Origin of the sequence: Streptomyces sp. R21, from assembly GCF_041051975.1 — a bacterium.
Classification (GTDB): domain Bacteria; phylum Actinomycetota; class Actinomycetes; order Streptomycetales; family Streptomycetaceae; genus Streptomyces.
The window spans coordinates 8,305,072-8,330,571 of sequence record NZ_CP163435.1 but is presented as its reverse complement, the minus strand read 5'-3'; the positions used below and the strand labels follow the sequence as shown (position 1 = coordinate 8,330,571).

The following is a 25,500-nucleotide window of genomic DNA, read 5'->3' as shown; positions in this document are numbered from 1 at the left end:
CACAGGCTCCACGTACCACTGCGGGGGTGGCCATGAGGAGGCTTGACGCCTGGAAGCAGGCCGCCATCCGGTTCGTGTGCGGACGGCGTTCCAAGTGGCTGATCGTGATCCTTTGGCTGGCGGTGCTCGTCGTCGCGGCACCGCTCGGCATGAAGCTGAACGACGCGCAGGACAACGACGCACAGTCCTGGCTGCCGGGCTCCGCGGAATCCACTCAAGTCCTGGACATCTCCAACGAGTTCCGGCCCGAACAGATCCCCGCGGTCGTCGTGTACGCGCGCGTGGGCGGCTTGACGGCACAGGACCGGCAGCAGATCGCCCAGGACGTCCAGCAGGTCAAGGCACTGCACGAGCACGGCATCCGCGGCGCGGAGACCCGCGGTCCGGCCTTCGACCGGCAGACGGCACCGCGGGCCGCGCAGATCTACGTCCCGATCACCATGGACGCGTCGGGCTGGCAGCGCATCGCGCCCGCGGTCGACTCCATCCGCGACCAGGTCGGCAAGGGAGACGGCGGGCTCGCCGTGCACATCACCGGACCCGGCGGTACGTCCGCCGACTTCTCCAAGGCCTTCGAGGGCATCGACACGACGCTCCTGTTCTCCGCGATGACCGTCGTGATCGTGATGCTGCTGCTCACGTTCCGCAGCCCGACGCTGCTCTTCGTCCCGCTGCTCGCAGTGGTCGCGGCACTGTTCACTGCCCAGGCCCTGATCTACCTTCTGGCGAAACACGCGGGCCTGACGGTCAACGGCCAGAGCGCGGGCATTCTCACGGTCCTCGTCTTCGGCGCGGGCACCGACTACGCGCTGCTCCTGGTGGCCCGCTACCGCGAGGAGCTGCGCCGCCACGAGGACCGCCACGAGGCGATGGCACTGGCCCTGAACCGGGCCGGGCCCGCCGTCCTCGCCTCGGGACTCACCGTCGTTCTGAGCATGCTGATGCTCCTGGTCGCCGAGATGAACTCGACACGGGGCCTCGGCCCGGTGGCCGCGATCGGCGTCGCGGTCGCCCTGCTCGCCATGCTCACACTCTTCCCCGCGCTGCTGCTGGTCTTCGGCCGCTGGATCTTCTGGCCGGCCATCCCGCACCTCGGCTCGGCGGACCCGACCGAGCGGGGCGTGTGGGCGCGCATGGGCCGCCGCTTCGCGCGCCGCCCGCGGGTCGTCTGGGTCGCCACCGCGCTGGCGCTGGGTGTGCTGTCCCTGGGCCTCCTGCAGATCCGCGCCGCGGGCATCGCCAACGCGGACGCGTTCACCGGCAGGCCGGACTCCATCGTCGGGCAGGAGGTGTCGGCACGCTACTTCCCGGCGGGCAGCGGCGATCCGCTGGTGATCGTGGCGAACACGGCGCAGGGCGAACAAGTGGGCCGCGCGGTCGCGGCGGACCGCGGCGTCGTACCGACGAGCATCGGCGTGCCACCCGGCACCGCAACCGAGCACAACGGCCAGGTGCTGTTCGAGGCGACCATGCGCGACCCCGCGGACAGCGACGCCGCGAAGGCGACCGTGGAGCGGGTCCGCGACGCAGCGCACGCCGTACCCGATGCCGACGCGCAGGTGGGCGGCGGAACGGCAGCTCTGCTGGACATGGACAACGCCCAGACCCACGACAACCTGCTGGTCATCCCGCTCGTCCTGGCGGTGGTCCTCCTCGTCCTGGGCATCTTGCTGCGCGCCCTGGTGGCTCCCCTGCTGCTGATCGGGACGGTCATGCTGTCCCTGGCCACCGCGCTGGGCTTGAGCGCCCTCGCCTTCCGCCACGTCTTCGACTACGCGGGCGAGGACGTCGCCTTCCCGCTGTTCGTCTTCGTGTTCCTGGTGGCACTCGGCATCGACTACAACATCTTCCTGACCACCCGCATCCGCGAGGAGGCGGGCCGCCAGGGCACCCGGCCCGGCGTGGTGACCGGCCTCGCCACGACCGGCGCGGTGATCACCTCCGCGGGCCTGGTGCTCGCGGGCACCTTCGCCGCCCTCGGCACGCTGCCGATGGTGGGCTTCGCGGAGATCGGCTTCGCGGTCGCCCTCGGCGTCCTGCTGGACACCTTCATCGTCCGCTCGGTCCTCGTCACCTCGCTCTTCCTCGACGTGGGCCCGAAGGTGTGGTGGCCGCACCGCCTGGCCCACGAGGACGGCGGGGACGCGCGGGCGGCGACACCTTCGGACCGCGAACCGGCGTCACGCCGGGAGTAGACACCCCAGGTCAGGCAGTCCGGCGGATGAGCGCGAGATACATCGCGTCCGTCCCGTGCAGATGCGGCCACAGCTGTACGTCGGGGCCCTCGCCGAGGGCCGGTACGCCCGGCAGGAGCGGGCGGGCGTCGATCAGGTCGGCGCTGCCGCCGTCGTAGTGCTTGAGGACGTCGTCGACGACCGCGCGGGTCTCGGCGAGGTGCGGCGAGCACGTCGCGTACCCGACGACGCCGCCGACCCGCACCGAGTCGAGCGCCGTACGCAGCAGGTCCCGCTGGAGCGGCCCGAAGCCGTCGAGATCCTCCGGGCGGCGCCGCCAGCGGGCCTCGGGGCGGCGGCGCAGCGCGCCCAGACCCGTGCAGGGCACGTCCATCAGCACGCGGTCGAACGTGCCGGGCCGCCACGGCGGGCGGGTGCCGTCGGCCGCGATCACCTGGTACGGCCCGGGGTTCCCGGCGAGCGCCTTGGCCACCAGACCGGCCCGGTGCGGCTGCTTCTCGGAGGCCAGCAGGAACGCGCCGCGCTCGGCGGCGAGCCCGGCCAGCATGGCCGCCTTGCCACCGGGTCCGGCACAGCCGTCCAGCCACGCCTTGTCGGGCCCGTCGAGCGGAGCGTTGGCGAGCGCGATCGCGACGAGCTGGCTGCCTTCGTCCTGCACACCGGCACGGCCTTCGCGTACGGCCGCGATGGCGCCGGGCTCGCCGCCCTCGCTGAGCCGCACGGCGTACGGCGACCAGCGGCCCGGCAGCGACGCCTCCTCGCCCAGCACGTCGAGGAGTTCACCGGCGGTGGAGCGGCCCGGCCTGGCGACGAGCGTCACCTCGGGCCGCTCGTTGTCGGCCTCCAGGAGGTCCTCGATTCCTGCGCGCCCGCCCCCGAGGGAGTCCCACAGCGCCGAGACGACCCAGCGGGGATGCGAGTGGACGATGGAGAGGTGGTCCTCGGGGTCGTCCTCGTACGGCGGCGCGACCTGCTCGATCCACGCGTCGAGGTCCTGCTGCGCGACCTTCCGCAGCACGGCGTTGACGAACTTGGCCCGCCCGTCACCGAGGACGACCCGGGCCAGCTCGACGGACGCGGACACGGCGGCGTGCGTGGGGATGCGGGTGCCGAGCAGTTGGTGCACGCCGAGGCTGAGCACGTCCAGCACGGGCGGGTCGACCTCACGCAGCGGCCGGTCGATGCACGCCTTGATGACGGCGTCGTACGTGCCCTGGCGGCGCAGCGTCCCGTACACCAGCTCGGTCGCCAGCGCCGCGTCCCGCCCGTCGAAGCCGCCCTTCTCGCGTGCCTTCCGCAGCAGCGGGGGCAGCACGAGGTTCGCGTACGCGTCCCGCTCGTCCACGGCCCGCAGCGCCTCGAAGGCGAGGAAGCGGACCGGGTCCTTCTGGGGACGGCGGTAGGGCTTGCCGGGCTTGCGCGCCGGACGGGACTGCTCACTCACGAAAAAGGTGCTCCGGATCCAGGATGACGTATGCGTCCAGCGTACGGCGTGCGGGCCGACCGGCCACTGGTCAGTACCGGTTGCCCGTACCGACTGCTCCTCAGGTACCGACCACGTCACCGGCGGCGATACGTACGCCGCGGGCCCAGTCGGCGGCGCGCATCGGCTTCTTGCCCTGGGCCTGCACCCACAGCAGCTCGACGGCGTACGACCCGGTCCCCACGTACACGTTGTTCTTGCCGACGGCCAGCTCGCCCGGGGCGAGGTCCGTGCGGTCCGCAACCGGGGCGACCTGGATGAGCTTGAGCCGCTCTCCGCGGAAGAGGGTCCACGCGCCGGGCGCGGGGGTGCAGCCGCGCACGACGCGGTCGACGCGCAGGGCCGGGGCGGACCAGTCGATGTGCGCGTTCTCGACGGTGATCTTCGGCGCGAGGCTGATGCCGTCGGCGGGCTGCGGCACGGCCTTGACGGTGCCGTCCTCGATGCCGTCCATCGTCGCGGCCAGCAGCCCGGACCCCGCGAAGGCGAGCCGTGTGAGCAGGTCGCCGCTGGTGTCCGTCGGGCGGATCTCCTCGGTGACGGTCCCGTAGACGGGCCCCGAGTCGAGGCCCTCCTCGATCAGGAAGGTGGAGGCACCCGTGATCTCGTCCCCCGCCATGATCGAGTGCTGCACCGGGGCGGCGCCACGCCAGGCGGGCAGCAGCGAGAAGTGCAGGTTGACCCACCCATGGGCGGGAATGTCGAGGGCGACCCGGGGCAGCAACGCACCGTAGGCGACCACGGGACAGCAGTCCGGCGCGATCTCCCGAAGCCGCGCGAGGAACTCCTCGTCCCGCGGCTTCACGGGCTTCAACACCTCGATCCCGGCCTCCTCCGCCCGCTGGGCGACCGGACTCGCCACGAGGTGCCGCCCCCGCCCGGCGGGCGCGTCGGGCCGGGTGACCACGGCGGCCACCTCATGCCGCCCGGAGGCGATCAGGGCATCCAGAGCGGGAACGGCGACCTCGGGGGTACCTGCGAAGACGAGCTTCATGGGCGTCGGCTGGCCTCTCGGGCGGGAAACGTGACACGCCCTGCGCGTGAGAGCGACGGGCAGCGCACCAGTCTATGGGGCGCTATGGGGCGAGGGGTGAGCTGGGCGGGTGGGTGGTTCGGGTGGACCCGGGCGGGTGGTCCGGGCGAGGCGGTCGGGCGAGGCGGTCGGGAAACCGGGCCCGGCCGCGGGCCAAGGCTCGAACACGCTCACGCCGCCGGGGGCGTACGGATCCCCGCGCGCCCCGTGCATATGCCCTTACGCCCCTCCAGCGTGACCACTCACCCGGAAACGCGTTGGTCAAGAAAGAGTTGACCACAACGGGCCGCAATCGCGGCCCGATCCTTTTCAACGCCGGTTCGAGAGGCTTGTTCATGGCCGACCACGCAACCCACGACGCCCAGGCTCGGGCCAGCCTGCACTTGCTGGTGCGGGACATCGAGCGGGTCCGCCGGCAGGTGGACGCACTGCGCACGCTCACCGCCCAGCTGGGCAACGTCTACCGTCCGCGCCGCTCCGGCCCGTCCACGGGCTTCGTCGTCTACGGACGCGCCCCCGCCCCGACGGTCCGTCTCGCCCAGGAGCTGCGGGACAGTGTCGAGACCCTGGTCACGGCCGCCGTGGACTTCGACCGTTCACTGGGCTTCTCGTGGGACGCGGTGGGCTCCGCCCTCGGGGTCACCAAGCAGGCGGTGCACCGCCGTTACGGCGCGCGCCGGGCCGCCGCCCAGGCCGCCGCTGAGGCGGAGCGCGCGACCGAGCCGTCGGGCGGCCGTACCGTCGCCGTCAACACCGGCATCCCCACGGTGCCGACCGTCCCCGCGGCCCGCTCGATGCCGACCCAGCCGACGGCGGGCAGCCCTGCGTTCACCCCCACTCACAGCCCCGCGCTTCGCGAAGAGGCGAGGCCTACGGCGTTTCCGGGCCCGCGCAACGGCTGACCCGCCCCCTCGCCTGCCTCCCTGGGCCGTTGGGCCGCCCCGGGAGGCAGACGCACACGCGCACCTGCGCACAAGGCCCCCTCACCCGATGTCCGGCGGATCGATCCGAATCCGTACGGGCTCGTCCCCTCCACGCGCCATCCGCGCCGCCTGCGCGGCCTTCAGTGCGGCCGCCAGCGCGGCACCGCTGCCCGGCGGCACCCGGATCAGCGCCCGCTCCCAGTGCTCACCCGCGGGAGGCGCACCCACCCGGCGCGGCCGCCCGGCATCCGTGACGGGCAGCGGCACCGGCCCCAACACCGCGGCGTCGCCGGGCAGTTGGGCGGCGGCGAGAAACCCGACGAGCGCGTCCGGCGTACCGGACACGGCCGCCATCCGCGACACCGGCGGAAACCCCAGCTCGGCCCGCTCGGCGAGTTCCCGTACGGCATGCCCGACGGGGTCCCACCGCACCAGCGCCTGAACGGGCCGCAGCGTCGGCTCGGCGACGATCACCACGGTGCCGCCGTCCCCTTGCGGACGCACCAGCGCCGCCGCCCCGATCCACCGCCGCAGCGCCTCCTCGCCGGCCCGCAGATCGGGCCGCCCGAGCATCGCCCACCCGTCGAGCAGCAACGCCGCCGCGTACCCGCCTTCGGCGACGGGCTCGGCGCCCGGTGTGCTCACGACGAGCGCGGGCACACCCGAGACGGTGTCCAGCACCTGCTCACGCCCCGACGTCCGCACCGGCACGGCCGGAAACGCCCGCCCCAGCTCCTCGGCGGTCCGGCGCGCCCCCACGACCTGCGCCCGCAGCCGGAACCCGCCGCACTCGGGGCAGTGCCAGGCGGCCTCGTCCCGCCCGCACCACGAACAGCGCAGCGCCTCGGCGTCGTGCGCCTCCAGCGGCCCGGCGCAGTGCCGACAGCGCGCGGGCGCCCGGCACTGGGCGCAGGCCATCCGCGGCACATACCCACGCCGCGGCACCTGCACCAGCACGGGCCCGTGCCGCAGCCCTTCCCGTACGGCCTGCCAGGCGAGCGAGGGCAGCCGCGCGGCCCGAGCGGCCTCGTCCCGCGCCAGATCCCCGTCCCCCACGGTCCGTACGAGGGGCGCGGCCGTCCGCACCTGCTCCCGCGCGGCGACAAGGGGCCGGGCCCAGCCGCTCTCGACGAGCTGCGCCGCCTCCACGGTGCAGCTCCAACTGCCCAGCAGAAAGGCGCACTTGTCCTGGGCGGCCCGCAGCAGCAGCACATCCCTGGCATGCGGCTGCGGAGCATGCGGCTCGCCGTGACTCCCGTCGCCGTCGTCCCACAGAGCGACCAGCCCAAGATCCTGTACGGGCGCGAACATCGCGGCCCGCGTCCCGACCACGGCCCGCACCGCGCCCCGCCGCACCGCCAGCCATTCCCGATACCGCTTCTCGGGCCCGGCCTCGGCGGTCAGCAGCGCATGCCGCCCCTCGCCGAGCACGGCGGTCAACGCGGCGTCCACACGGGCGGCGACACGCCCATCCGGTACGACGACGAGCGCACCCCGCCCCGAAGCCAGCGCCGCGGCAACCGCCCGGGCCAACTCGTCACACCACTCGGGCCCGGGCAGGGCGTTCCAAACGGCCCGCGGCGCACCGCCGCTCGCCAGCGCCTGCAAGAAGGCGGGCCCCTTCTCATACCGAGCCCAGGACCCCGCCTCGGGCACGGCAGGCACCGGAAGCGGGGCGGGCGAGGGCCGCTGCTCCGCCCGGGCGTTCCGCGGCGGCACGGCCAGCTGCAGCACATCGGCAAGGCTCCCGGCGTACCGATCGGCGACGGCCCGCGCGAGCCCGAGCAGTTCCTCGCTCAGCACCCGCTCCGGCGAGACGACCTGGGCAAGGGCGGCCAACGGCCCCGAGTAGTCGGACTCGGCGAGCCGCTCCACCAGAAACCCGTCGATCAGCCCCCCGCCCTCACGCCGCCCCTCCCGCACCCGATGCCGTCCGGCCCCGAACCGCACCCGCACCCGCACCCCCGGCTGCGCGTCCGCGTCAAGCTCCTCGGGCACGGCATAGTCGAAGTACCGATCAAGATGCAGCACCCCTTTGTCGACAAGCACCCGCGCGACCGGCAACTCCTTCGCCAACGCGGCCCCCCGCCACGTCCGCGGCTTCGCCTTCGGCGCCTTGGCCTTCCGCACACTCTCCCGAATCAGAGCAAGCTGCTCAGGCGGCGCACCCTCCGCCCCGCCCTCACCCCGCCCATCCGCGCTGCTCACAGCAACATTCCTACCAGAACCCACTGACAGCGAGACGCCCCGAGAGCGGGCTGCCCACGGATCGCACTCGCCGCAGGACGCGGCCACAAAGCGCGCCGGACGAAAGGCCGAGGCCCGGCTCCCCCCAAAGGGAAGCCGGGCCTCGAAACACCGTGCCGGTGAGGAGCCCTACAGCCCCGCAGCCTTCCGCAGCGCCTCCACGCGGTCCGTGCGCTCCCAGGTGAAGTCCGGGAGCTCGCGGCCGAAGTGGCCGTAGGCGGCGGTCTGGGAGTAGATCGGGCGGAGCAGGTCGAGGTCGCGGATGATGGCCGCCGGGCGGAGGTCGAAGACCTCGGAGATGGCGGTCTCGATCTTCTCGGCGTCGACCTTGGCGGTGCCGAAGGTCTCGACGAAGAGGCCGACGGGCTCGGCCTTGCCGATGGCGTACGCGACCTGGACCTCGCAGCGGGAGGCGAGGCCCGCGGCGACGACGTTCTTGGCGACCCAGCGCATCGCGTACGCGGCGGAGCGGTCGACCTTGGACGGGTCCTTGCCGGAGAAGGCGCCGCCGCCGTGGCGGGCCATGCCGCCGTACGTGTCGATGATGATCTTGCGGCCGGTGAGGCCGGCGTCGCCCATCGGGCCGCCGATCTCGAAGCGGCCGGTCGGGTTGACCAGCAGGCGGTAGCCCTCGGTGTCCAGCTTGATGCCCTCGTCGACGAGCTGTCCGAGCACGTGCTCGACCACGAACTCGCGGATGTCGGGGGCGAGCAGCGACTCCAGGTCGATGTCGCTGGCGTGCTGCGAGGAGACCACCACCGTGTCCAGGCGGACCGCCTTGTCACCGTCGTACTCGATGGTGACCTGCGTCTTGCCGTCGGGACGGAGGTAGGGGATCGTGCCGTTCTTGCGGACCTCGGAGAGGCGGCGCGCGAGGCGGTGCGCGAGGTGGATCGGGAGCGGCATCAGCTCCGGGGTCTCGTCCGTCGCGTACCCGAACATCAGGCCCTGGTCGCCGGCGCCCTGCTTGTCCAGCTCGTCCTCATCGCCCTCGACACGCTTCTCGTACGCCGTGTCGACACCCTGCGCGATGTCCGGGGACTGCGAGCCGATGGAGACCGAGACGCCGCAGGACGCGCCGTCGAAGCCCTTCTTCGAGGAGTCGTAACCGATCTCGAGGATCTTGTCGCGCACGAGCTGGGCGATCGGCGCGTACGCCTTGGTGGTGACCTCACCGGCCACGTGCACCAGGCCGGTGGTGATCAGCGTCTCCACGGCGACCCGGGATGTCGGGTCCTCGCGAAGAAGCGCATCGAGAATGGTGTCGCTGATCTGGTCAGCGATCTTGTCGGGGTGACCCTCGGTCACGGACTCCGAGGTGAACAGGCGACGGGACACAACGCTCCCTGTGGTTGCAGCGGCTGCTGGCTGATCATTGGCGGACGGGCCGGGAGCTGCGCCCGGCGTCGTCCGAGAACAGTTTATCGGTCACGCTCGCCGACAGGCTCACTTGTGTCACCTCTCGGAACGCTGTGACCTGCGACACGCAGCATTCTGCCGAATGGCGATCGATGTCCGCCAGGGGCGCCACGCCCGATTTCACGCGGTTGTCGCGTCGGTTGAGGCGAATGAGACATTCACGCGAGGCGGGTCACCACCAGATCCCACACAGTCTCGGCCAGGGCTTCCTTGGGCCCGTACGGCACCGGGGTCTCGCTTCCGTCGGCGCCCAGCACCACGGCTTCGTTCTCCTCGGAACCGAAGGTCTTGCGCTCCCCCACCTCGTTGACCACGAGGAGGTCGCAGCCCTTGCGCTCCAGCTTCGTACGGCCGTTGGCGAGGACGTCGTCCGTCTCGGCGGCGAATCCGACGACGATCTGGCCTTCCCGGGCCCGGTCCGCCGAGATCTCGGCGAGGATGTCCGGATTGCGGACCAGAACGATCGGCTCCGGCTCCTGGCCGTCCTTCTTCTTGATTTTTCCGGCCGCGTACGTCACCGGGCGGAAGTCCGCCACCGCCGCCGCCATCACCACGGCGTCGGCGTCCGGGGCGGCCTTCAGCACCGCCTCGCGCAGCTGCACGGCCGTGCCGACCTGTACGACGTCGACGCCGGCCGGGTCCGGCAGCCCGGTGTTCGCGGCGATCAGGGTGACCCGGGCGCCCCGCGCGGCCGCCGTACGGGCGAGGGCGTAGCCCTGCTTGCCGGAGGAGCGGTTGCCCAGGAAGCGGACCGGGTCGAGCGGCTCGCGGGTGCCGCCGGCGCTGACCACGACATGGCGGCCGACCAGATCCGGCTCCGCGACGCCGCGCGCGAGCACCCGACGGCAGACCTCGAAGATCTCCCCCGGATCCGGCAGCCGGCCCTTGCCGGTGTCGACGCCGGTCAGCCGGCCGACGGCGGGCTCGATGACGACGGCACCGCGGCGGCGCAGCGTCGCCACGTTCTCCTGGGTGGCCGGGTGCTCCCACATCTCGGTGTGCATGGCGGGCGCGAAGACGACCGGACAGCGGGCGGTGAGCAGGGTGTTGGTGAGCAGGTCGTCGGCGAGGCCGTGGGCCGCCTTGGCGAGCATGTCGGCGGTGGCCGGGGCCACCACGACCAGGTCGGCGTGCTGGCCGATGCGGACGTGCGGGACCTCGTGCACGTCGTCCCAGACCTCGGTGGAGACCGGGTTGCCGGAGAGCGCGGACCAGGTGGCGGCGCCCACGAAGTGCAGCGCCGAGTCCGTGGGCACCACGCGGACGTCGTGGCCCGACTCCGTCAGCCTGCGCAGCAGCTCGCACGCCTTGTACGCGGCGATGCCGCCGCTGACCCCCAGCACGACCTTCGGCTTGCCCACCGGGCCTCCCCACACTCGTAGAAGCGACGACTCCATGACACACCACAGGCCCGGCAGTCGCGCTGCCGGGCCTGTCATGACGTAGACGAACGACTACTGCGCGGGGCCCTCAACGGCCTCGGACGTCAGCAGGCCCGCGTTGATCTCGCGCAGGGCGATAGAGAGCGGCTTCTCGTGGACATGGGTGTCGACGAGCGGACCGACGTACTCGAGGAGGCCCTCGCCGAGCTGCGAGTAGTACGCGTTGATCTGGCGCGCGCGCTTGGCGGCGTAGATCACGAGGCTGTACTTCGAGTCGGTGGCCTCGAGGAGCTCGTCGATCGGAGGGTTGATGATGCCCTCGGGAGCGGTGATGGAAGAGGACACGCTCTGCCTTCCGAAAGGTGGGATGAGATCGAAAACGATCACACAACTGCCATCAAGGCTAGCAGCTCACGCGCTACGTCCTCGACGGAGGTGTTGACCAGGGTGGTGTCGAACTCGGGTTCGGCCGCCAGCTCGACCTTCGCCGCGTCCAGGCGGCGCTCGATCACCTCGGGCGGCTCGGTGCCCCGCCCGGTGAGCCTGCGCACCAGCTCATCCCAGGAGGGAGGGGCCAGGAACACGAGCTGGGCCTCGGGCATGGACTCGCGGACCAGCCGGGCGCCCTGGAGGTCGATCTCCAGGAGCACCGGCTCACCGCGCTCCAGCCGCTCCAGCACAGCCGCGCGCGGCGTCCCGTAGCGGTTGCCGGCGAATTCGGCCCACTCCAGCAGCTCGCCGTTGGCGATCAGCTTGTCCATCTCCTCGTCGGTGACGAAGAAGTAGTGGACTCCATGCTTCTCACCGGGGCGTGGCCTGCGGGTCGTCGCCGACACCGAGAGCCAGACCTCGGGGTGTTCCTTGCGCATATGAGCGACGACCGTGCTCTTGCCGACCCCTGAGGGGCCGGAGAGCACGGTCAGCCGCGGACGTTCACTCATGCAGCGATTATTCCAGCAAATCCCGGATGCCCAGGACTCAGGCGCCGGTGCTGCCGAACTCGCGCTCCAGGGAGGCGATCTGGTTCGAACCGAGGCCGCGTACACGACGGCTCTCGGAGATCCCCAGTCGCTCCATGATCTGCTTGGCGCGGACCTTGCCCACGCCCGGCAGGGACTCGAGGAGAGCGGAGACCTTCATCTTGCCGATGACGTCGTTCTCCTGGCCCTGCTTGATGACCTCGTGAAGGGAGGCGCCGGAGTGCTTGAGTCGATTCTTGACCTCGGCCCGCTCCCGGCGAGCCGCGGCGGCCTTTTCGAGCGCGGCTGCGCGCTGTTCAGGGGTAAGGGGCGGAAGAGCCACGCCTACGTCACCTCGGATGTCGAACTTGTCGGATACGGACCGGTGAGGAACCTAGTCGCCCCACACCTGGGGAGCTACGAGCAACACGCTTGCCCGTTCTCTCCCACTGCCTTGAAAGGCGCGGGAGGCGCCCCCACTCGTCGGAGACTAGCGGGCAAGTGCGCCAGAGTCAGCGAGAACAGCGGAAAAGTCCTGGTCAGCCTCCCTGGAGCCGGACATTTCTGACATACTGCCCCGGATTTGAGGATGTATTCAGACTCAAGGCGCTTCGAAGACACTCATCGGAGGACTCTCGAACGGCTCTCGAACGACCGCCGAGTGGCTCGGACGTTCGCTGCGGACGGCTCAGGCGGCCGCCACGGCGGTCCTGATCTCCTCCGCGAAGCGGTCCGCGGACGCACGCAGCGCGACGACGTCGGGTCCGTGGCGCAGGACCCCCCGGCTGACGTTCGGCACGACATTGCGCACCGCGGCGCCGAAGACCCCCGGAAGATCGGCCGGTGTGGCCCCCTGGGCGCCGATGCCGGGCGCGAGGAGCGGGCCGTTGATGTCCAGATCGTAGGAGGACAGGTCGCCGAGCGTGGCGCCGACGACCGCGCCGAAGGAGCCCAGGGGCACCTCTCCCGCGTTCTCGGCGGCGAGGTGGGCCAGCATGGTCGCTCCGACGTTGCGGCCGTCCGTGCGGACCGCGTGCTGCACCTCGCCGCCCTCCGGGTTGGAGGTCAGCGCCAGCACGAACAGACCCGCACCGCTCTCGCGCGCGAGCTCCACGGCGGGCTTCAGCGAGCCGTAGCCGAGGTACGGCGACACGGTCAGCGCGTCCGAGAAGAGCGGCGCGTCCTTGTGCAGGAAGGTCTCCGCGTACGCGGCCATGGTCGAGCCGATGTCGCCGCGCTTGGCGTCCATCACGACCAGCGCCCCGGCCGCCCGCGCCTCCTCGACCGACTTCTCCAGTACGGCGATGCCGCGCGACCCGAAGCGTTCGAAGAACGCGCTCTGCGGCTTGAGGACGGCGACCCGGTCGGCCATCGCCTCGACCACCGTGCGGCTGAAGCGCTCCAGGCCCGCGATGTCGTCGTTCAGTCCCCAGTCGGCGAGCAGGGAGGCGTGCGGGTCGATACCGACGCACAGGGGCCCGCGCTCGTCCATGGAGCGGCGCAGCCGGGCGCCGAAGGATTCCAGAACACTCATGCTGTCGTCGTCCTCACGTCGGCGCCGACCGCGTCGGCGAGGGTGGCATGCGGGCTCGTGCGCAGGCGCGCGGCGAGCCCCTTGTGGAGGTCGCGAGCGAATTTCGGGCCCTCGTAGATGAAGGCGCTGTAGCCCTGGACCAGGGTGGCGCCGGCCAGGATGCGCTGCCAGGCGTCCTCGGCGTTCTCGATGCCGCCGACGCCCACGAGGGTGATCCGGTCGCCCACGCGCGCGTACAGGCGGCGCAGGACCTCCAGGGAGCGGGATTTCAGCGGCGCGCCGGAGAGGCCGCCGGCCTCCTTGACCAGGGAGGGTTCGGACTTCAGACCGAGGCCATCGCGCGCGATGGTGGTGTTCGTGGCGATGATCCCGTCCAGGCCGAGTTCCACGGCGAGGTCGGCGACCGCGTCGATGTCCTCGTCGGCGAGGTCGGGTGCGATCTTGACGAGGAGCGGGACCCGCCGGTCGGTGACCGCCCGGTCGGCGGCCTCGCGGACGGCGCTCAGCAGCGGGCGCAGCGCCTCGGTGGCCTGGAGGTTGCGCAGGCCGGGCGTGTTGGGCGAGCTGACGTTCACCACGAGGTAGTCGGCGTGCCGGGCGAGCCGCTCGGTCGACTTCACATAGTCGCCGACGGCCTCGCCCTCGGGGACGACCTTGGTCTTGCCGATGTTGACGCCCACGACGGTCCTGAAGACCGCCTCGCGGGCCGCCAGGCGGGCCGCCACGGCCTCCGAGCCCTCGTTGTTGAATCCCATGCGGTTGATCAGCGCGCGGTCCGGCACAAGGCGGAACAGCCGCTTCTTGGGGTTGCCGGGCTGCGGCTCCCCCGTCACCGTGCCGATCTCGATGTGGTCGAAGCCCAGCATCGACATCCCGTCGATCGCTACGGCGTTCTTGTCGAAGCCCGCGGCGAGCCCGAAGGGGCCGTGCATCCGCAGCCCGAAGGCCTCGGTGCGCAGCTCCTTGTGGCGGGGCGCGAGCGCGGCGGCGACGAACGTCCGCAGGACGGGGACGCGGGCGGCGAGCCGGATCCAGCGGAAGGCGAGGTGGTGCGCCCGCTCCGGGTCCATCCGCTTGAAGACGAGGTTGAAGAAGAGCTTGTACATGTTCATGTCCTCAAAAGAGCCTCACGAAGGTGCCTCACAAAGTGCCTCCCGAGGAGGCCTCATGAAGAGGGGGACACCGTTTCCGGTGTCCCCCTCAGGGCTGCTAGTCGCGGGCCGCCGTCAGATGCTCGGCGTGTTCCTGCAGTGAGCGCACGCCCACGTCGCCGCGGTTGAGCGCGTCGATGCCCTGGACGGCGGCGGCGAGCGCCTGGACCGTCGTCAGGCACGGCACGGACCGCGCCACGGCCGCCGTACGGATCTCGTAGCCGTCGAGGCGGCCACCGGTGCCGTACGGCGTGTTGACGATGAGGTCGACCTGGCCGTCGTGGATGAGCTGGACGATGGTCTTCTCACCGTTCGGGCCCTCGCCCTCGCTCTGCTTGCGCACGATCGTGGCGTTGATGCCGTTGCGCTTGAGCACCTCGGCCGTACCGGACGTGGCGAGCAGTTCGAAGCCGTGGGCGACGAGTTCGCGCGCCGGGAAGATCATCGAGCGCTTGTCGCGGTTGGCGACCGAGATGAAGGCGCGGCCCTTGGTCGGCAGCGGCCCGTAGGCGCCCGCCTGCGACTTGGCGTACGCCGTGCCGAAGACGGAGTCGATGCCCATGACCTCGCCCGTGGAGCGCATCTCCGGGCCGAGGACCGTGTCGACACCGCGTCCGTGGATGTCGCGGAAGCGCGACCACGGCATGACGGCCTCCTTGACGGAGATCGGCGCGTCGAGCGGCAGGGTGCCGCCGTCGCCGTTGGCCGGGAGCAGGCCCTCGGCGCGCAGCTCGGCGATGGTCGTGCCGAGCGAGATGCGGGCGGCGGCCTTCGCCAGCGGCACCGCGGTCGCCTTCGAGGTGAAGGGGACGGTGCGCGAGGCGCGCGGGTTGGCCTCGAGGACGTAGAGGATGTCCCCGGCCAGCGCGAACTGGATGTTGATCAGTCCGCGGACGCCGACACCGCGGGCGATGGCCTCGGTGGAGGCCCGCAGCCGCTTGATGTCGAACCCGCCGAGCGTGATCGGCGGCAGCGCGCACGCCGAGTCGCCGGAGTGGATACCGGCCTCCTCGATGTGCTCCATCACGCCGCCGAGGTAGAGCTCCTCGCCGTCGTAGAGGGCGTCGACGTCGATCTCGATGGCGTCGTCGAGGAAGCGGTCGACCAGGACCGGCCGGGAGGGGCTGATCTCGGTGGACTCGGCGATGTACGACTCCAGGCGGGTCTCGTCGTACACGATCTCCATGCCGCGGCCGCCGAGGACGTACGACGGCCGGACGAGGACCGGGTAGCCGATCTCGTCGGCGATGGCCTTGGCGCCGGCGAAGGTGGTGGCGGTGCCGTGCTTGGGGGCCGGCAGACCGGCCTCCGCGAGGACCTGCCCGAAGGCGCCGCGGTCCTCGGCGGCGTGGATCGCCTCGGGGGACGTGCCCACCACCGGTACGCCGTTGTCCTTGAGCGCCTGCGACAGGCCCAGCGGGGTCTGGCCGCCGAGCTGGACGATGACGCCCGCGACGGGGCCGGCCTGCGTCTCGGCGTGGACGATCTCCAGCACGTCCTCGAGCGTCAGCGGCTCGAAGTACAGGCGGTCGGAGGTGTCGTAGTCCGTGGAGACGGTCTCGGGGTTGCAGTTGACCATCACGGTCTCGTAGCCCGCGTCGCTCAGCGCGAAGGAGGCGTGGACGCAGGAGTAGTCGAACTCGATGCCCTGGCCGATGCGGTTCGGGCCGGAGCCCAGGATGATCACCGCGGGCTTCTCGCGCGGGGCGACCTCGGTCTCCTCGTCGTAGGACGAGTAGAAGTACGGCGTCTTCGCGGCGAACTCGGCGGCGCAGGTGTCGACCGTCTTGTACACCGGGCGCACGCCCAGCGCGTGCCGGACCTCGCGCACGACGTCCTCGCGCAGTCCGCGGATGTCGGCGATCTGCACGTCGGAGAAGCCGTGCCGCTTGGCCTCCGCCAGGAGCTCGGGGCCGAGCTTCTCCGCGGCGGCCAGCTCGTCCGCGATCTCCTTGATCAGGAAGAGCTGGTCGACGAACCAGGGGTCGATCTTGGTGGCCTCGAAGACCTCCTCGGGCGTGGCGCCCGCGCGGATGGCCTGCATGACGGAGTTGATGCGCCCGTCGGTCGGCCGGACGGCCTCTTCCAGAAGAAGAGCCTTGTCGCCGGGCTCGCCGACGAAGGTGAACTGGCTGCCCTTCTTCTCCAGCGACCGCAGCGCCTTCTGCAGCGCCTCGGTGAAGTTGCGGCCGATCGCCATGGCCTCGCCGACCGACTTCATGGTCGTGGTCAGCGTGGAGTCGGCGGACGGGAACTTCTCGAAGGCGAAGCGCGGGGCCTTCACGACCACGTAGTCGAGGGTCGGCTCGAAGGACGCCGGCGTCTTCTCCGTGATGTCGTTCGGGATCTCGTCGAGGGTGTAGCCGACGGCGAGCTTGGCGGCGATCTTGGCGATCGGGAAACCGGTTGCCTTCGATGCGAGAGCCGAGGAGCGCGACACGCGCGGGTTCATCTCGATGACGATGATGCGGCCGTCGTCGGGGTTGATCGCGAACTGGATGTTGCAGCCGCCGGTGTCGACGCCGACCTCGCGGATGATCGCGATGCCGATGTCGCGCAGCCGCTGGTACTCGCGGTCGGTCAGCGTCATCGAGGGCGCGACGGTGATGGAGTCGCCGGTGTGGACGCCCATCGGGTCGAAGTTCTCGATGGAACAGACGACCACGACGTTGTCGTTCTTGTCGCGCATCAGCTCCAGCTCGTACTCCTTCCAGCCGAGGATGGACTCCTCCAGGAGCACCTCGGTGGTCGGGGAGAGCGTCAGGCCCTGGCCCGCGATGCGGCGCAGCTCCTCCTCGTCGTGCGCGAAGCCGGAACCGGCGCCGCCCATCGTGAAGGAGGGGCGGACGACGACGGGGTACCCGCCGAGCGTCTCGACGCCCTTGATGACGTCGTCCATGGAGTGGCAGATCACCGAGCGGGCGGACTCGCCGTGGCCGATCTTCGCGCGGACGGCCTCGACGACCCCCTTGAAGAGGTCGCGGTCCTCGCCCTTGTTGATCGCCTCGACGTTGGCGCCGATCAGCTCGACGCCGTACTTCTCCAGCACACCCTGCTCGTGCATGGAGATCGCGGTGTTGAGCGCGGTCTGGCCGCCCAGGGTGGGCAGCAGCGCGTCCGGGCGCTCCTTGGCGATGATCTTCTCGACGAACTCCGGGGTGATCGGCTCGACGTACGTGGCGTCGGCGATCTCCGGGTCGGTCATGATCGTCGCCGGATTGGAGTTGACCAGGATGACCCTGAGGCCCTCGGCGCGCAGGATGCGGCAGGCCTGGGTTCCGGAGTAGTCGAACTCGGCGGCCTGGCCGATGACGATCGGGCCGGAGCCGATGACCAGGACGGACTGGATATCGGTGCGCTTAGGCACGCTGGCCCTCCATCAGGGATACGAAGCGGTCGAACAGGTAGGCGGCGTCGTGCGGGCCCGCTGCCGCTTCGGGGTGGTACTGGACGCTGAAAGCCGGCTGGTCGAGCAGCTGGAGGCCCTCGACGACCTGGTCGTTCAGGCAGACGTGGGAGACCTCGGCGCGGCCGTAGGGCGTCTCGGACACCTTGTCGAGCGGGGCGTCGACGGCGAAGCCGTGGTTGTGCGCGGTGATCTCGACCTTGCCGGTCGTACGGTCCTGCACCGGCTGGTTGATGCCGCGGTGGCCGTACTTCAGCTTGTACGTACCGAAGCCGAGCGCGCGGCCCAGGATCTGGTTGCCGAAGCAGATGCCGAACAGCGGCGTCTTCCGGGCGAGGACTTCCTGCATGACGGCGACAGGGCCGTCGGCGGTCGCCGGGTCGCCCGGGCCGTTGGAGAAGAACACGCCGTCGGGGTTCACGGCGAACACGTCCTCGGCGGTGGCCGTGGCGGGCAGCACGTGCACCTCGATGCCGCGCTCGGCCATCCGGTGCGGGGTCATGCCCTTGATGCCGAGGTCGACGGCGGCGACGGTGAACTTCTTCTCGCCGATCGCCGGGACGACGTACGTCTCCTTGGTGGCGACCTCGGCGGACAGGTTCGCGCCCTGCATCTCGGGCGCCTGGCGCACCTCGGCGAGCATGGTGCCCTCGTCGGGCAGCGCGTTGCCGGAGAAGATGCCGACGCGCATGGCGCCGCGCTCGCGCAGATGGCGGGTGAGGGCGCGGGTGTCGATGCCGCTGATGCCGACGACACCCTGCTTGACGAGTTCCTCGTCAAGCGAGCGCCGGGAGCGCCAGTTGGAGGGCACCCGCGCGGGGTCGCGTACGACGTAACCGGCGACCCAGATCCGCTGCGACTCGGGGTCCTCGTCGTTGACGCCCGTGTTGCCGATGTGCGGGGCGGTCATCACGACGACCTGGCGGTGGTACGACGGGTCGGTGAGGGTCTCCTGGTAGCCGGTCATGCCGGTGGAGAACACCGCTTCGCCGAAGGTCACCCCCACGGCCCCGTAGGCGCGGCCGCGGAAGGTCCGGCCGTCCTCCAGGACGAGTACGGCGGGAGTCTTCGCTGCTCCCCTTGTGGAGGTCGTCATCGTGCGCCTTCCGTCTTGTTGACCTTGTTGACGTTGTTGATCATGTCGTTCAGGGTGTCGACCCACTCGTTGTGCTCGGCCGCCCGGTCGGAGCGGAACCCGGAGTCGATCAGCTTGTCGCCGTGCTCCCAGGTCACCACGAGCAGGCCGCCCTCGCTGAGGACCTTCCCGGCGATGCCCTTGCCGAGCAGGGCCTCGCGCAGCGCCTTGGCCGGGATGAAGAAGTCGGTGGCCCCGGGGCGTACGACCTCCAGTCCCGCGTCCGTCAGCGTGAGCTCGGCCCGGCTGCGAGTGCCCAGGCCGTGCGCCACGATGCGGTCGAGCCACTGCCCGGCCGTGGTGGAGCCGTGGTAGCGGCCGCTCATCGTCAGTTTCGCCTCACCGGGCTCTTCCGGCGCGGTGGGCAGCTCGGGCAGGTCGCCCTGGAGCGTGCCGCGCCACTTCCAGCCCTCGCGCATCAGCCAGTAGACGAGCGCGATGAACAGGGCGAGGCCGACGAGCCAGCCGATGCGCCCGGACCAGTTCGTCACCTCCGCCGACTTCTGTTCGGCGGCGAGGTACGTCAGATGCAGTGATGTCACGCGAGCTTCCCGTCGACGAGCGTGGCCTTGCCCCGCAGCCACGTGTGCGTGACACGGCCCGGCAGCTCACGGCCCTCGTAGGGGGTGTTGCGGCTGCGCGAGGCGAAGCCCGCGGGGTCCACCGCCCCACGGTATGCCGTGTCGACCAGCACGAGGTTGGCGGGCTCACCAACCGAGACGGGGCGGCCGTGGCCCGTGGCCCCGCCGATCTGCGCGGGCTTGGCGGACATGCGGTCGGCGACTTGGGCCCAGTCGAGCAGCCCGGTCTCGACCATCGTCTGCTGGACGACGGACAGCGCGGTCTCCAGGCCCACCATGCCCATGGCGGCCGCGGCCCACTCGCAGTCCTTGTCCTCGTGCGGGTGCGGGGCGTGGTCGGTGGCGACGATGTCGATGGTGCCGTCGGCGAGCGCCTCGCGCAGCGCCATGACGTCCTTCTCCGTGCGCAGCGGCGGGTTGACCTTGTAGACCGGGTTGTACGAACGCACCAGCTCGTCGGTGAGGAGGAGGTGGTGCGGGGTGACCTCGGCCGTCACGTCGATGCCGCGGGACTTGGCCCAGCGCACGATCTCGACGCTGCCGGCGGTCGACAGGTGGCAGATGTGCACCCGGGAGCCGACGTGCTCGGCGAGCAGGACATCCCGGGCGATGATCGATTCCTCGGCCACCGCGGGCCAGCCGCCGAGGCCCAGCTCGGCCGAGACGACGCCCTCGTTCATCTGGGCGCCCTCGGTCAGCCGCGGCTCCTGCGCGTGCTGGGCGACGACGCCGCCGAAGGCCTTCACGTACTCAAGGGCGCGCCGCATGATCACCGCGTCGTCCACGCACTTGCCGTCGTCCGAGAACACGGTGACCCCGGCGGCGGACTCGTGCATCGCGCCCAGCTCGGCGAGCTTCTTGCCCTCCAGGCCGACGGTGACGGCGCCGATGGGCTGCACGTCGCAGTAGCCGTGCTCCTGGCCGAGCCGGTAGACCTGCTCGACCACGCCGGCGGTGTCGGCGACCGGGAAGGTGTTGGCCATGGCGAACACGGCGGTGTAGCCGCCGGAGGCCGCCGCACGCGTGCCGGTCAGCACGGTCTCGGAGTCCTCGCGGCCCGGCTCACGCAGGTGCGTGTGCAGGTCGACGAGTCCCGGCAGCAGGACCTTGCCGTCGGCCTCGACGACCTCGGCACCCTCCTCCGAAAGCCCCGTACCGACGGCCTCGATGACCGAGCCGTTGATCAGCACGTCCTGCGGCTCGCCGCCGAGCACCTTCGCACCACGGATCAGAATCTTGCTCATGGTTCCTACTTCTCCTCGGTACGGGTGTGGCTGACGGCGGGTTCGTTGCCACCGAGCAGCAGGTACAGGACCGCCATTCGGATGGAGACCCCGTTGGCGACCTGCTCGACGACGGTGCAGCGGTCCGAGTCGGCGACCTCGGCGGTGATCTCCATGCCGCGCACCATCGGACCGGGGTGCATCACGATGGCGTGCTCGGGCATCTTCGCCATGCGGTCGCCGTCGAGGCCGTAGCGCCGCGAGTACTCGCGTTCGGTCGGGAAGAACGCCGCGTTCATCCGCTCGCGCTGGACGCGCAGCATCATCACGGCGTCGGACTTGGACAGGGTGCTGTCGAGGTCGTACGAGATCTCGCAGGGCCAGGTCTCGACACCGACGGGCACCAGGGTCGGCGGGGCGACGAGGGTGACTTCGGCGCCGAGGGTGTGCAGCAGGTCCACGTTGGAGCGGGCGACCCGGCTGTGCAGGACGTCGCCGACGATCGTGATGCGCTTGCCGTCGAGGTCCTGGCCGATCCCGGCGTCCCGGCCGACGAGACGGCGGCGCATGGTGAAGGCGTCGAGCAGGGCCTGGGTGGGGTGCTGGTGGGTGCCGTCACCGGCGTTGATGACGACGGCGTCGATCCAGTCGGAGGTGGCGAGCCGGTACGGGGCTCCGGAGGCGCCGTGCCGGATGACGACGGCGTCGACGCCCATGGCTTCGAGGGTCTGGGCGGTGTCCTTCAGGGACTCGCCCTTCGACACCGAGGATCCCTTGGCGGTGAAGTTGATGACGTCCGCGGAGAGGCGCTTCTCAGCGGCTTCGAAGGAGATCCGGGTGCGGGTGGAGTCCTCGAAGAAGAGATTGACGATCGTGCGACCGCGCAGGGTCGGCAGCTTCTTGATGGGCCGGTCGGCGACCCGGGCCATTTCCTCGGCGGTGTCGAGGATGAGGACGGCGTCGTCGCGGGTGAGGTCGGCGGCCGAGATGAGATGACGCTGCATCTGACAGGCTCCGTAAGGCAGTTCAGGAGAATTCGGGCATGCAAGCGCGCAGGAGCGCACTCAGGGGCGCACGGCTGAGTGCTACTGCTGCTCGCCCGGGGAGGTCCGCTTCGCACCGAGCAGCACGGTGTCGCGACCGTCCTCCTCGGCGAGCTGGACCTTGACCGTCTCCCGCAACGACGTGGGGAGGTTCTTGCCGACGTAGTCGGCGCGGATGGGCAGTTCGCGGTGTCCCCGGTCGACGAGGACCGCGAGCTGCACGGCGCGCGGACGCCCGATGTCGTTCAGCGCGTCGAGGGCGGCGCGGATGGTGCGGCCCGAGAAGAGCACGTCGTCGACGAGGACGACCAGTCTGCCGTCGATGCCCTCACCGGGGATGTCCGTGCGGGCCAGCGCACGCGGCGGGTGCATGCGCAGGTCGTCGCGGTACATCGTGATGTCGAGGGAGCCGACCGGGATCTTGCGGTCGGTGATCTCTTCGAGCTTGTCGGCCAGCCTGCGGGCCAGGAAGACGCCTCGGGTCGGAATGCCGAGGAGCACCACGTCGTCGGCGCCCTTGGCGCGCTCGACGATCTCGTGGGCGATGCGGGTCAGCACCCGCGCGATGTCGGGGCCTTCGAGAACGGGCCGCGCATCGGCTTCGTACTGCTGCTTGTCCTGCTCTGAGTCCATAAGAAACGGACCTCCTTCTCCGCCTCACGGGACGGATCATTAAAGGACGTCGGAATTGCGCCATCCACGGTACCAGCCCGGCAACGCCGCTGATCACCCCCCTGGTCCGAGGGCGCGTGCGACTCCCACGGAAGAGTCGGTCCGGACCATTCGGCTTGACGGGGAAGAGTAACGCTGCGTAACCTCACAGTGAGTTACCAGCCACGCGGCTGTGCCGCAAATGTTCCAGTGTCCGGGGAGCTATATGTCCAGCGAATACGCCAAACAGCTCGGGGCCAAGCTCCGGGCCATCCGCACCCAGCAGGGCCTTTCCCTCCACGGCGTCGAGGAGAAGTCCCAGGGACGCTGGAAGGCGGTCGTCGTCGGGTCGTACGAGCGCGGCGACCGCGCCGTCACCGTACAGCGACTTGCCGAGCTGGCGGATTTCTATGGGGTTCCCGTACAGGAACTGCTGCCGGGCACCACGCCGGGCGGAGCCGCCGAGCCGCCGCCGAAGCTGGTCCTGGACCTGGAGCGGCTGGCCCACGTGCCGGCCGAGAAGGCGGGCCCCCTCCAGCGCTACGCCGCGACGATCCAGTCCCAGCGCGGTGACTACAACGGCAAGGTGCTGTCGATCCGCCAGGACGACCTGCGCACACTCGCCGTCATTTACGACCAGTCGCCCTCGGTCCTCACCGAGCAGCTGATCAGCTGGGGTGTCCTGGACGCGGACGCGCGTCGCGCCGTCTCGCACGACGAGGGCTGACCCACCGGCCTCTGCAGAAACGTGCCGCCGGGGTGGCCGGAACCATGAGGTTCCGGCCACCCCGGCGGTTTTCTGCGGGCCTCACGGGGCTCCTGGGTACGGATACGCCGGAGGGCCCGCAGCAACGCTTGCTGCGGGCCCTCCGGCGTTTTCGTACGTGACGGGGCCTTGTCCGCCCTGTCGTACGCGTCTGGGCCTTGTCCGGGCGACTAGGCCTCGTCGCGGCGGAGCGACGGCTTCAGGTCCTTCAGACGGCCCAGCAGGCCGTTCACGAACGAGGGCGACTCGTCCGTGGAGAACTCCTTGGCCAGCTGCACCGCCTCGTCGAGCACCACGGCGTCCGGGGTCTCGTCGACCCAGATCAGCTCGTAGGCACCGAGGCGCAGGATGTTGCGGTCGACGACCGGCATCCTGTCCAGCGTCCAGCCGACGGCGTACTGCGCGATGAGGTCGTCGATACGGCGCGCCTTGGTGGCGTACCCCTCGACCAGCTGCATCGTGTACTCGCTGACCGGGGGCTGCCGGGTGTCGGACCGGGAGTGCCGGATCCAGTCCGCGAGGACCGTCAGGACGTCCACGCCGCGCTGGTCGCCCTCGAAGAGGATCTGGAAGGCGCGCTTGCGGGCCGTGTTGCGGGCAGCCACGGTTAGCTGTTCACCCGGCCGAGGTAGTCGCTCGTACGGGTGTCGACCTTGATCTTCTCACCGGTGGTGATGAAGAGCGGCACCTGGATCTGGTGGCCGGTCTCCAGGGTGGCGGGCTTGGTGCCACCGGTGGAGCGGTCGCCCTGGACGCCCGGCTCGGTCTCCTGGATGACGAGCTCGACGGCGGCCGGCAGCTCGACGAAGAGCACCTCGCCCTCGTGCTGCGCCACGGTGGCCGTGAAGCCCTCGATCAGGAAGTTGGCGGCGTCACCGACGGACTTGCGGTCGACCATCAACTGGTCGTAGGTGTCCATGTCCATGAAGACGAAGTACTCGCCGTCCATGTACGAGAACTGCATGTCGCGCTTGTCGATCGTGGCCGTCTCGACCTTGACGCCGGCGTTGAACGTCTTGTCGACGACCTTGCCGGAGAGCACGTTCTTCAGCTTGGTGCGCACGAAGGCCGGGCCCTTGCCGGGCTTGACGTGCTGGAACTCGACGACGGACCAGAGCTGGCCCCCGTCGAGCTTGAGCACCAGGCCGTTCTTGAGGTCGTTCGTGGAAGCCACGGTTGCGGAATCTCCTGGACTGACGTGGACGACCCCGGCGCACCGCGCGTAGCTCGAAAAGCTACAACGCGAGCAGTTCCTTGGTCGTGATGGTGAGTAGCTCGGGTCCGCCGTCCGCCTCGGGGCGAACGACGAGCGTGTCATCGATCCGGACGCCGCCCCGGCCCGGGAGGTGGACCCCCGGTTCGACGGTGACCGGCACGCAAGCGTCCAGTTTACCCATGGCTGCGGGGGCCAGCTGCGGGTCCTCGTCGATTTCGAGCCCCACACCGTGCCCGGTCAGCGCAGGAAGGCCGTCCGCGTACCCCGCGGAGTCGAGCACCTGGCGGGCCGCGCGGTCCACGTCACGGTAGGCGGCACCGGGCGCCAACGCCTCCCGTCCGGCGCGCTGGGCGGCGAAGACGAGGTCGTACAGCTCGATCTGCCAGTCGGCGGGAGAGGTGCCGATGACGAACGTACGGCCGATCTCGCAACGGTAGCCGCGGTAGGTCGCCCCGAGGCAGACGGAGAGGAAATCTCCCTCCTCGACGCGGCGGTCGGTGGGCCGGTGGCCGCACTTCCCGGAGTTCGGGCCGGTACCGACCGAGGTCGCGAAGGCCGGGCCGTCGGCGCCGTGGTCGACCAGGCGTCGCTCCAGCTCCAGGGCGAGATGGCGCTCGGTGCGGCCGACCAGGATGGATTCGAGCAGCTCGCCCAGCGCCTGGTCGGCGATCTCGGCACCGATCCGCAGACAGGAGATCTCCTCCTCGTCCTTGACGACCCTCAGCTGCTCGACCGCACCGCCCAGGTCGCCCAGCCGCAGCCGCGGCGCCACCGAGCCGATGGCCCGGTGCCGGGTCACGGTCAGGTGGTGCTCCTCGACGGCGAGGGACTCCGCGCCCTGGGCCGCGGCGACGTCGGCGGCGGCCACGGCCGGATCGCCCCCGGGCCCCGGCAGCGCCTGGATGCGCAGTGCCTCGTCGGGTCTGCCGTCCTCGGTCACGCCACTGGGCGGGCCCGAGCAGAACAGCAGGTCCTCGCCCCTGCCCAGCAGGAGCACGGCACCGTGCGGCGCCGCTCCCGCGAGATACCGCACATTGGCCGGGCGGGTGACCAGCGCCGTCGCGCTGCCACCTGCCGTACAGCGCGCTCTCAGCCGCTCCCGGCGGGCCGCGTACACCTCTGACATGACCCGAGCCTACGAGCGGTGGCCGGA

Annotated in this window: 22 protein-coding genes; 3 read left to right on the top strand and 19 right to left on the bottom strand. The window is 70.8% G+C overall.

Going from position 1 to position 25,500, the window contains the following annotated elements; genetic code table 11:
• The first annotated feature begins 32 nt into the window (after window positions 1-32).
• Window positions 33-2,195, top strand: a complete 2,163-nt coding sequence (locus AB5J56_RS37115; protein ID WP_369239502.1) for an MMPL family transporter — start codon at window positions 33-35, stop codon at window positions 2,193-2,195.
• A gap of 10 nt (window positions 2,196-2,205) precedes the next feature.
• Here the strand turns inward: AB5J56_RS37115 and AB5J56_RS37110 are convergent, their stop codons facing one another.
• Both AB5J56_RS37110 and fmt read right to left on the bottom strand, forming a co-directional pair.
• Window positions 2,206-3,639, bottom strand: coding sequence for an RsmB/NOP family class I SAM-dependent RNA methyltransferase (locus AB5J56_RS37110; protein ID WP_369239500.1), 1,434 nt, complete (start codon window positions 3,637-3,639; stop codon window positions 2,206-2,208).
• Window positions 3,640-3,739: 100 nt separating this feature from the next.
• On the bottom strand, window positions 3,740-4,672 hold the full coding sequence (fmt, locus tag AB5J56_RS37105) for a methionyl-tRNA formyltransferase (RefSeq protein WP_369239498.1): 933 nt from the start codon (window positions 4,670-4,672) through the stop codon (window positions 3,740-3,742).
• A gap of 374 nt (window positions 4,673-5,046) precedes the next feature.
• On the opposite strand from fmt, the gene AB5J56_RS37100 reads away from it, so the two are divergent.
• Window positions 5,047-5,613, top strand: coding sequence for a hypothetical protein (locus AB5J56_RS37100; RefSeq protein ID WP_369239496.1), 567 nt, complete (start codon window positions 5,047-5,049; stop codon window positions 5,611-5,613).
• 81 nt (window positions 5,614-5,694) lie between these two features.
• Here AB5J56_RS37100 and AB5J56_RS37095 read toward each other — a convergent pair whose 3' ends face one another.
• The 14 genes from AB5J56_RS37095 to pyrR all read right to left on the bottom strand — a co-directional run bounded on the left by AB5J56_RS37095 (window position 5,695) and on the right by pyrR (window position 22,347).
• A complete protein-coding gene (locus tag AB5J56_RS37095) occupies window positions 5,695-7,842 on the bottom strand; it encodes a primosomal protein N' (protein WP_369239494.1) in 2,148 nt (715 codons plus the stop codon).
• Window positions 7,843-8,010: 168 nt separating this feature from the next.
• Entirely contained in the window at window positions 8,011-9,219 is a 1,209-nt protein-coding gene (metK, locus tag AB5J56_RS37090; RefSeq protein ID WP_369239492.1) for a methionine adenosyltransferase, read from the bottom strand.
• A 239-nt stretch (window positions 9,220-9,458) separates the two neighbouring features.
• On the bottom strand, window positions 9,459-10,661 hold the full coding sequence (gene coaBC / locus AB5J56_RS37085; RefSeq protein ID WP_369239490.1) for a bifunctional phosphopantothenoylcysteine decarboxylase/phosphopantothenate--cysteine ligase CoaBC: 1,203 nt from the start codon (window positions 10,659-10,661) through the stop codon (window positions 9,459-9,461).
• Between the two features lie 93 nt (window positions 10,662-10,754).
• Window positions 10,755-11,027 carry a DNA-directed RNA polymerase subunit omega gene (gene rpoZ / locus AB5J56_RS37080; protein WP_003982715.1) on the bottom strand — a complete coding sequence of 91 codons (273 nt, stop codon included), beginning with the start codon at window positions 11,025-11,027 and terminating at the stop codon, window positions 10,755-10,757.
• 38 nt (window positions 11,028-11,065) lie between these two features.
• Window positions 11,066-11,623, bottom strand: coding sequence for a guanylate kinase (gene gmk / locus AB5J56_RS37075; protein ID WP_369239487.1), 558 nt, complete (start codon window positions 11,621-11,623; stop codon window positions 11,066-11,068).
• Window positions 11,624-11,660: 37 nt separating this feature from the next.
• Window positions 11,661-11,984: an integration host factor gene (locus AB5J56_RS37070; protein WP_026246651.1), complete on the bottom strand. Its 324-nt coding sequence runs from the start codon at window positions 11,982-11,984 to the stop codon at window positions 11,661-11,663.
• 345 nt (window positions 11,985-12,329) lie between these two features.
• Window positions 12,330-13,175 carry an orotidine-5'-phosphate decarboxylase gene (gene pyrF, locus AB5J56_RS37065; RefSeq protein ID WP_369239485.1) on the bottom strand — a complete coding sequence of 282 codons (846 nt, stop codon included), beginning with the start codon at window positions 13,173-13,175 and terminating at the stop codon, window positions 12,330-12,332.
• The gene (locus AB5J56_RS37060) at window positions 13,172-14,281 is read right to left on the bottom strand and encodes a quinone-dependent dihydroorotate dehydrogenase (RefSeq protein ID WP_369239483.1); all 1,110 of its coding nucleotides are present in this window, start codon (window positions 14,279-14,281) and stop codon (window positions 13,172-13,174) included. The genes pyrF and AB5J56_RS37060 overlap by 4 nt, the downstream gene beginning before the upstream one ends.
• A 103-nt stretch (window positions 14,282-14,384) precedes the next feature.
• A complete protein-coding gene (gene carB, locus AB5J56_RS37055) occupies window positions 14,385-17,693 on the bottom strand; it encodes a carbamoyl-phosphate synthase large subunit (protein WP_369239481.1) in 3,309 nt (1,102 codons plus the stop codon).
• Window positions 17,686-18,828, bottom strand: a complete 1,143-nt coding sequence (gene carA / locus AB5J56_RS37050) for a glutamine-hydrolyzing carbamoyl-phosphate synthase small subunit (RefSeq protein ID WP_369239479.1) — start codon at window positions 18,826-18,828, stop codon at window positions 17,686-17,688. The genes carB and carA overlap by 8 nt, the downstream gene beginning before the upstream one ends.
• Window positions 18,825-19,409, bottom strand: a complete 585-nt coding sequence (locus AB5J56_RS37045) for a hypothetical protein (protein WP_369239477.1) — start codon at window positions 19,407-19,409, stop codon at window positions 18,825-18,827. Before AB5J56_RS37045 ends, carA begins: the two co-directional genes overlap by 4 nt.
• Complete coding sequence (locus tag AB5J56_RS37040) at window positions 19,406-20,692, bottom strand: dihydroorotase (RefSeq protein ID WP_369239475.1); 1,287 nt, start codon at window positions 20,690-20,692, stop codon at window positions 19,406-19,408. The genes AB5J56_RS37045 and AB5J56_RS37040 overlap by 4 nt, the downstream gene beginning before the upstream one ends.
• A gap of 5 nt (window positions 20,693-20,697) precedes the next feature.
• Entirely contained in the window at window positions 20,698-21,675 is a 978-nt protein-coding gene (locus AB5J56_RS37035) for an aspartate carbamoyltransferase catalytic subunit (RefSeq protein WP_369239473.1), read from the bottom strand.
• An 81-nt stretch (window positions 21,676-21,756) separates the two neighbouring features.
• Window positions 21,757-22,347, bottom strand: a complete 591-nt coding sequence (pyrR, locus tag AB5J56_RS37030; RefSeq protein WP_369239471.1) for a bifunctional pyr operon transcriptional regulator/uracil phosphoribosyltransferase PyrR — start codon at window positions 22,345-22,347, stop codon at window positions 21,757-21,759.
• Between the two features lie 244 nt (window positions 22,348-22,591).
• Here pyrR and bldD point away from each other — a divergent pair, with 244 nt between their 5' ends.
• Complete coding sequence (gene bldD, locus AB5J56_RS37025) at window positions 22,592-23,092, top strand: transcriptional regulator BldD (RefSeq protein ID WP_067366005.1); 501 nt, start codon at window positions 22,592-22,594, stop codon at window positions 23,090-23,092.
• Between the two features lie 209 nt (window positions 23,093-23,301).
• Here the strand turns inward: bldD and nusB are convergent, their stop codons facing one another.
• The 3 genes from nusB to AB5J56_RS37010 form a co-directional block, all read right to left on the bottom strand.
• Window positions 23,302-23,736, bottom strand: a complete 435-nt coding sequence (gene nusB, locus AB5J56_RS37020; RefSeq protein WP_369239469.1) for a transcription antitermination factor NusB — start codon at window positions 23,734-23,736, stop codon at window positions 23,302-23,304.
• A 2-nt stretch (window positions 23,737-23,738) separates the two neighbouring features.
• Window positions 23,739-24,305, bottom strand: a complete 567-nt coding sequence (gene efp, locus AB5J56_RS37015; protein WP_010988257.1) for an elongation factor P — start codon at window positions 24,303-24,305, stop codon at window positions 23,739-23,741.
• A 61-nt stretch (window positions 24,306-24,366) separates the two neighbouring features.
• Window positions 24,367-25,473 carry a M24 family metallopeptidase gene (locus AB5J56_RS37010; protein WP_369239466.1) on the bottom strand — a complete coding sequence of 369 codons (1,107 nt, stop codon included), beginning with the start codon at window positions 25,471-25,473 and terminating at the stop codon, window positions 24,367-24,369.
• Window positions 25,474-25,500 lie beyond the last annotated feature (27 nt).

Bases quoted from the DNA above. Each gene is read 5' to 3' on its own strand.
- AB5J56_RS37115 (WP_369239502.1), top strand. From the start codon at position 33: ATGAGGAGGCTTGACGCCTGGAAGCAGGCCGCCATCCGGTTCGTGTGC.
- fmt (WP_369239498.1), bottom strand. From the start codon at position 4,672: ATGAAGCTCGTCTTCGCAGGTACCCCCGAGGTCGCCGTTCCCGCTCTG.
- AB5J56_RS37100 (WP_369239496.1), top strand. From the start codon at position 5,047: ATGGCCGACCACGCAACCCACGACGCCCAGGCTCGGGCCAGCCTGCAC.
- gmk (WP_369239487.1), bottom strand. From the start codon at position 11,623: ATGAGTGAACGTCCGCGGCTGACCGTGCTCTCCGGCCCCTCAGGGGTC.
- pyrF (WP_369239485.1), bottom strand. From the start codon at position 13,175: ATGAGTGTTCTGGAATCCTTCGGCGCCCGGCTGCGCCGCTCCATGGAC.
- AB5J56_RS37060 (WP_369239483.1), bottom strand. From the start codon at position 14,281: ATGTACAAGCTCTTCTTCAACCTCGTCTTCAAGCGGATGGACCCGGAG.
- carA (WP_369239479.1), bottom strand. From the start codon at position 18,828: ATGACGACCTCCACAAGGGGAGCAGCGAAGACTCCCGCCGTACTCGTC.
- AB5J56_RS37040 (WP_369239475.1), bottom strand. From the start codon at position 20,692: ATGAGCAAGATTCTGATCCGTGGTGCGAAGGTGCTCGGCGGCGAGCCG.
- AB5J56_RS37035 (WP_369239473.1), bottom strand. From the start codon at position 21,675: ATGCAGCGTCATCTCATCTCGGCCGCCGACCTCACCCGCGACGACGCC.
- pyrR (WP_369239471.1), bottom strand. From the start codon at position 22,347: ATGGACTCAGAGCAGGACAAGCAGCAGTACGAAGCCGATGCGCGGCCC.
- bldD (WP_067366005.1), top strand. From the start codon at position 22,592: ATGTCCAGCGAATACGCCAAACAGCTCGGGGCCAAGCTCCGGGCCATC.
- AB5J56_RS37010 (WP_369239466.1), bottom strand. From the start codon at position 25,473: ATGTCAGAGGTGTACGCGGCCCGCCGGGAGCGGCTGAGAGCGCGCTGT.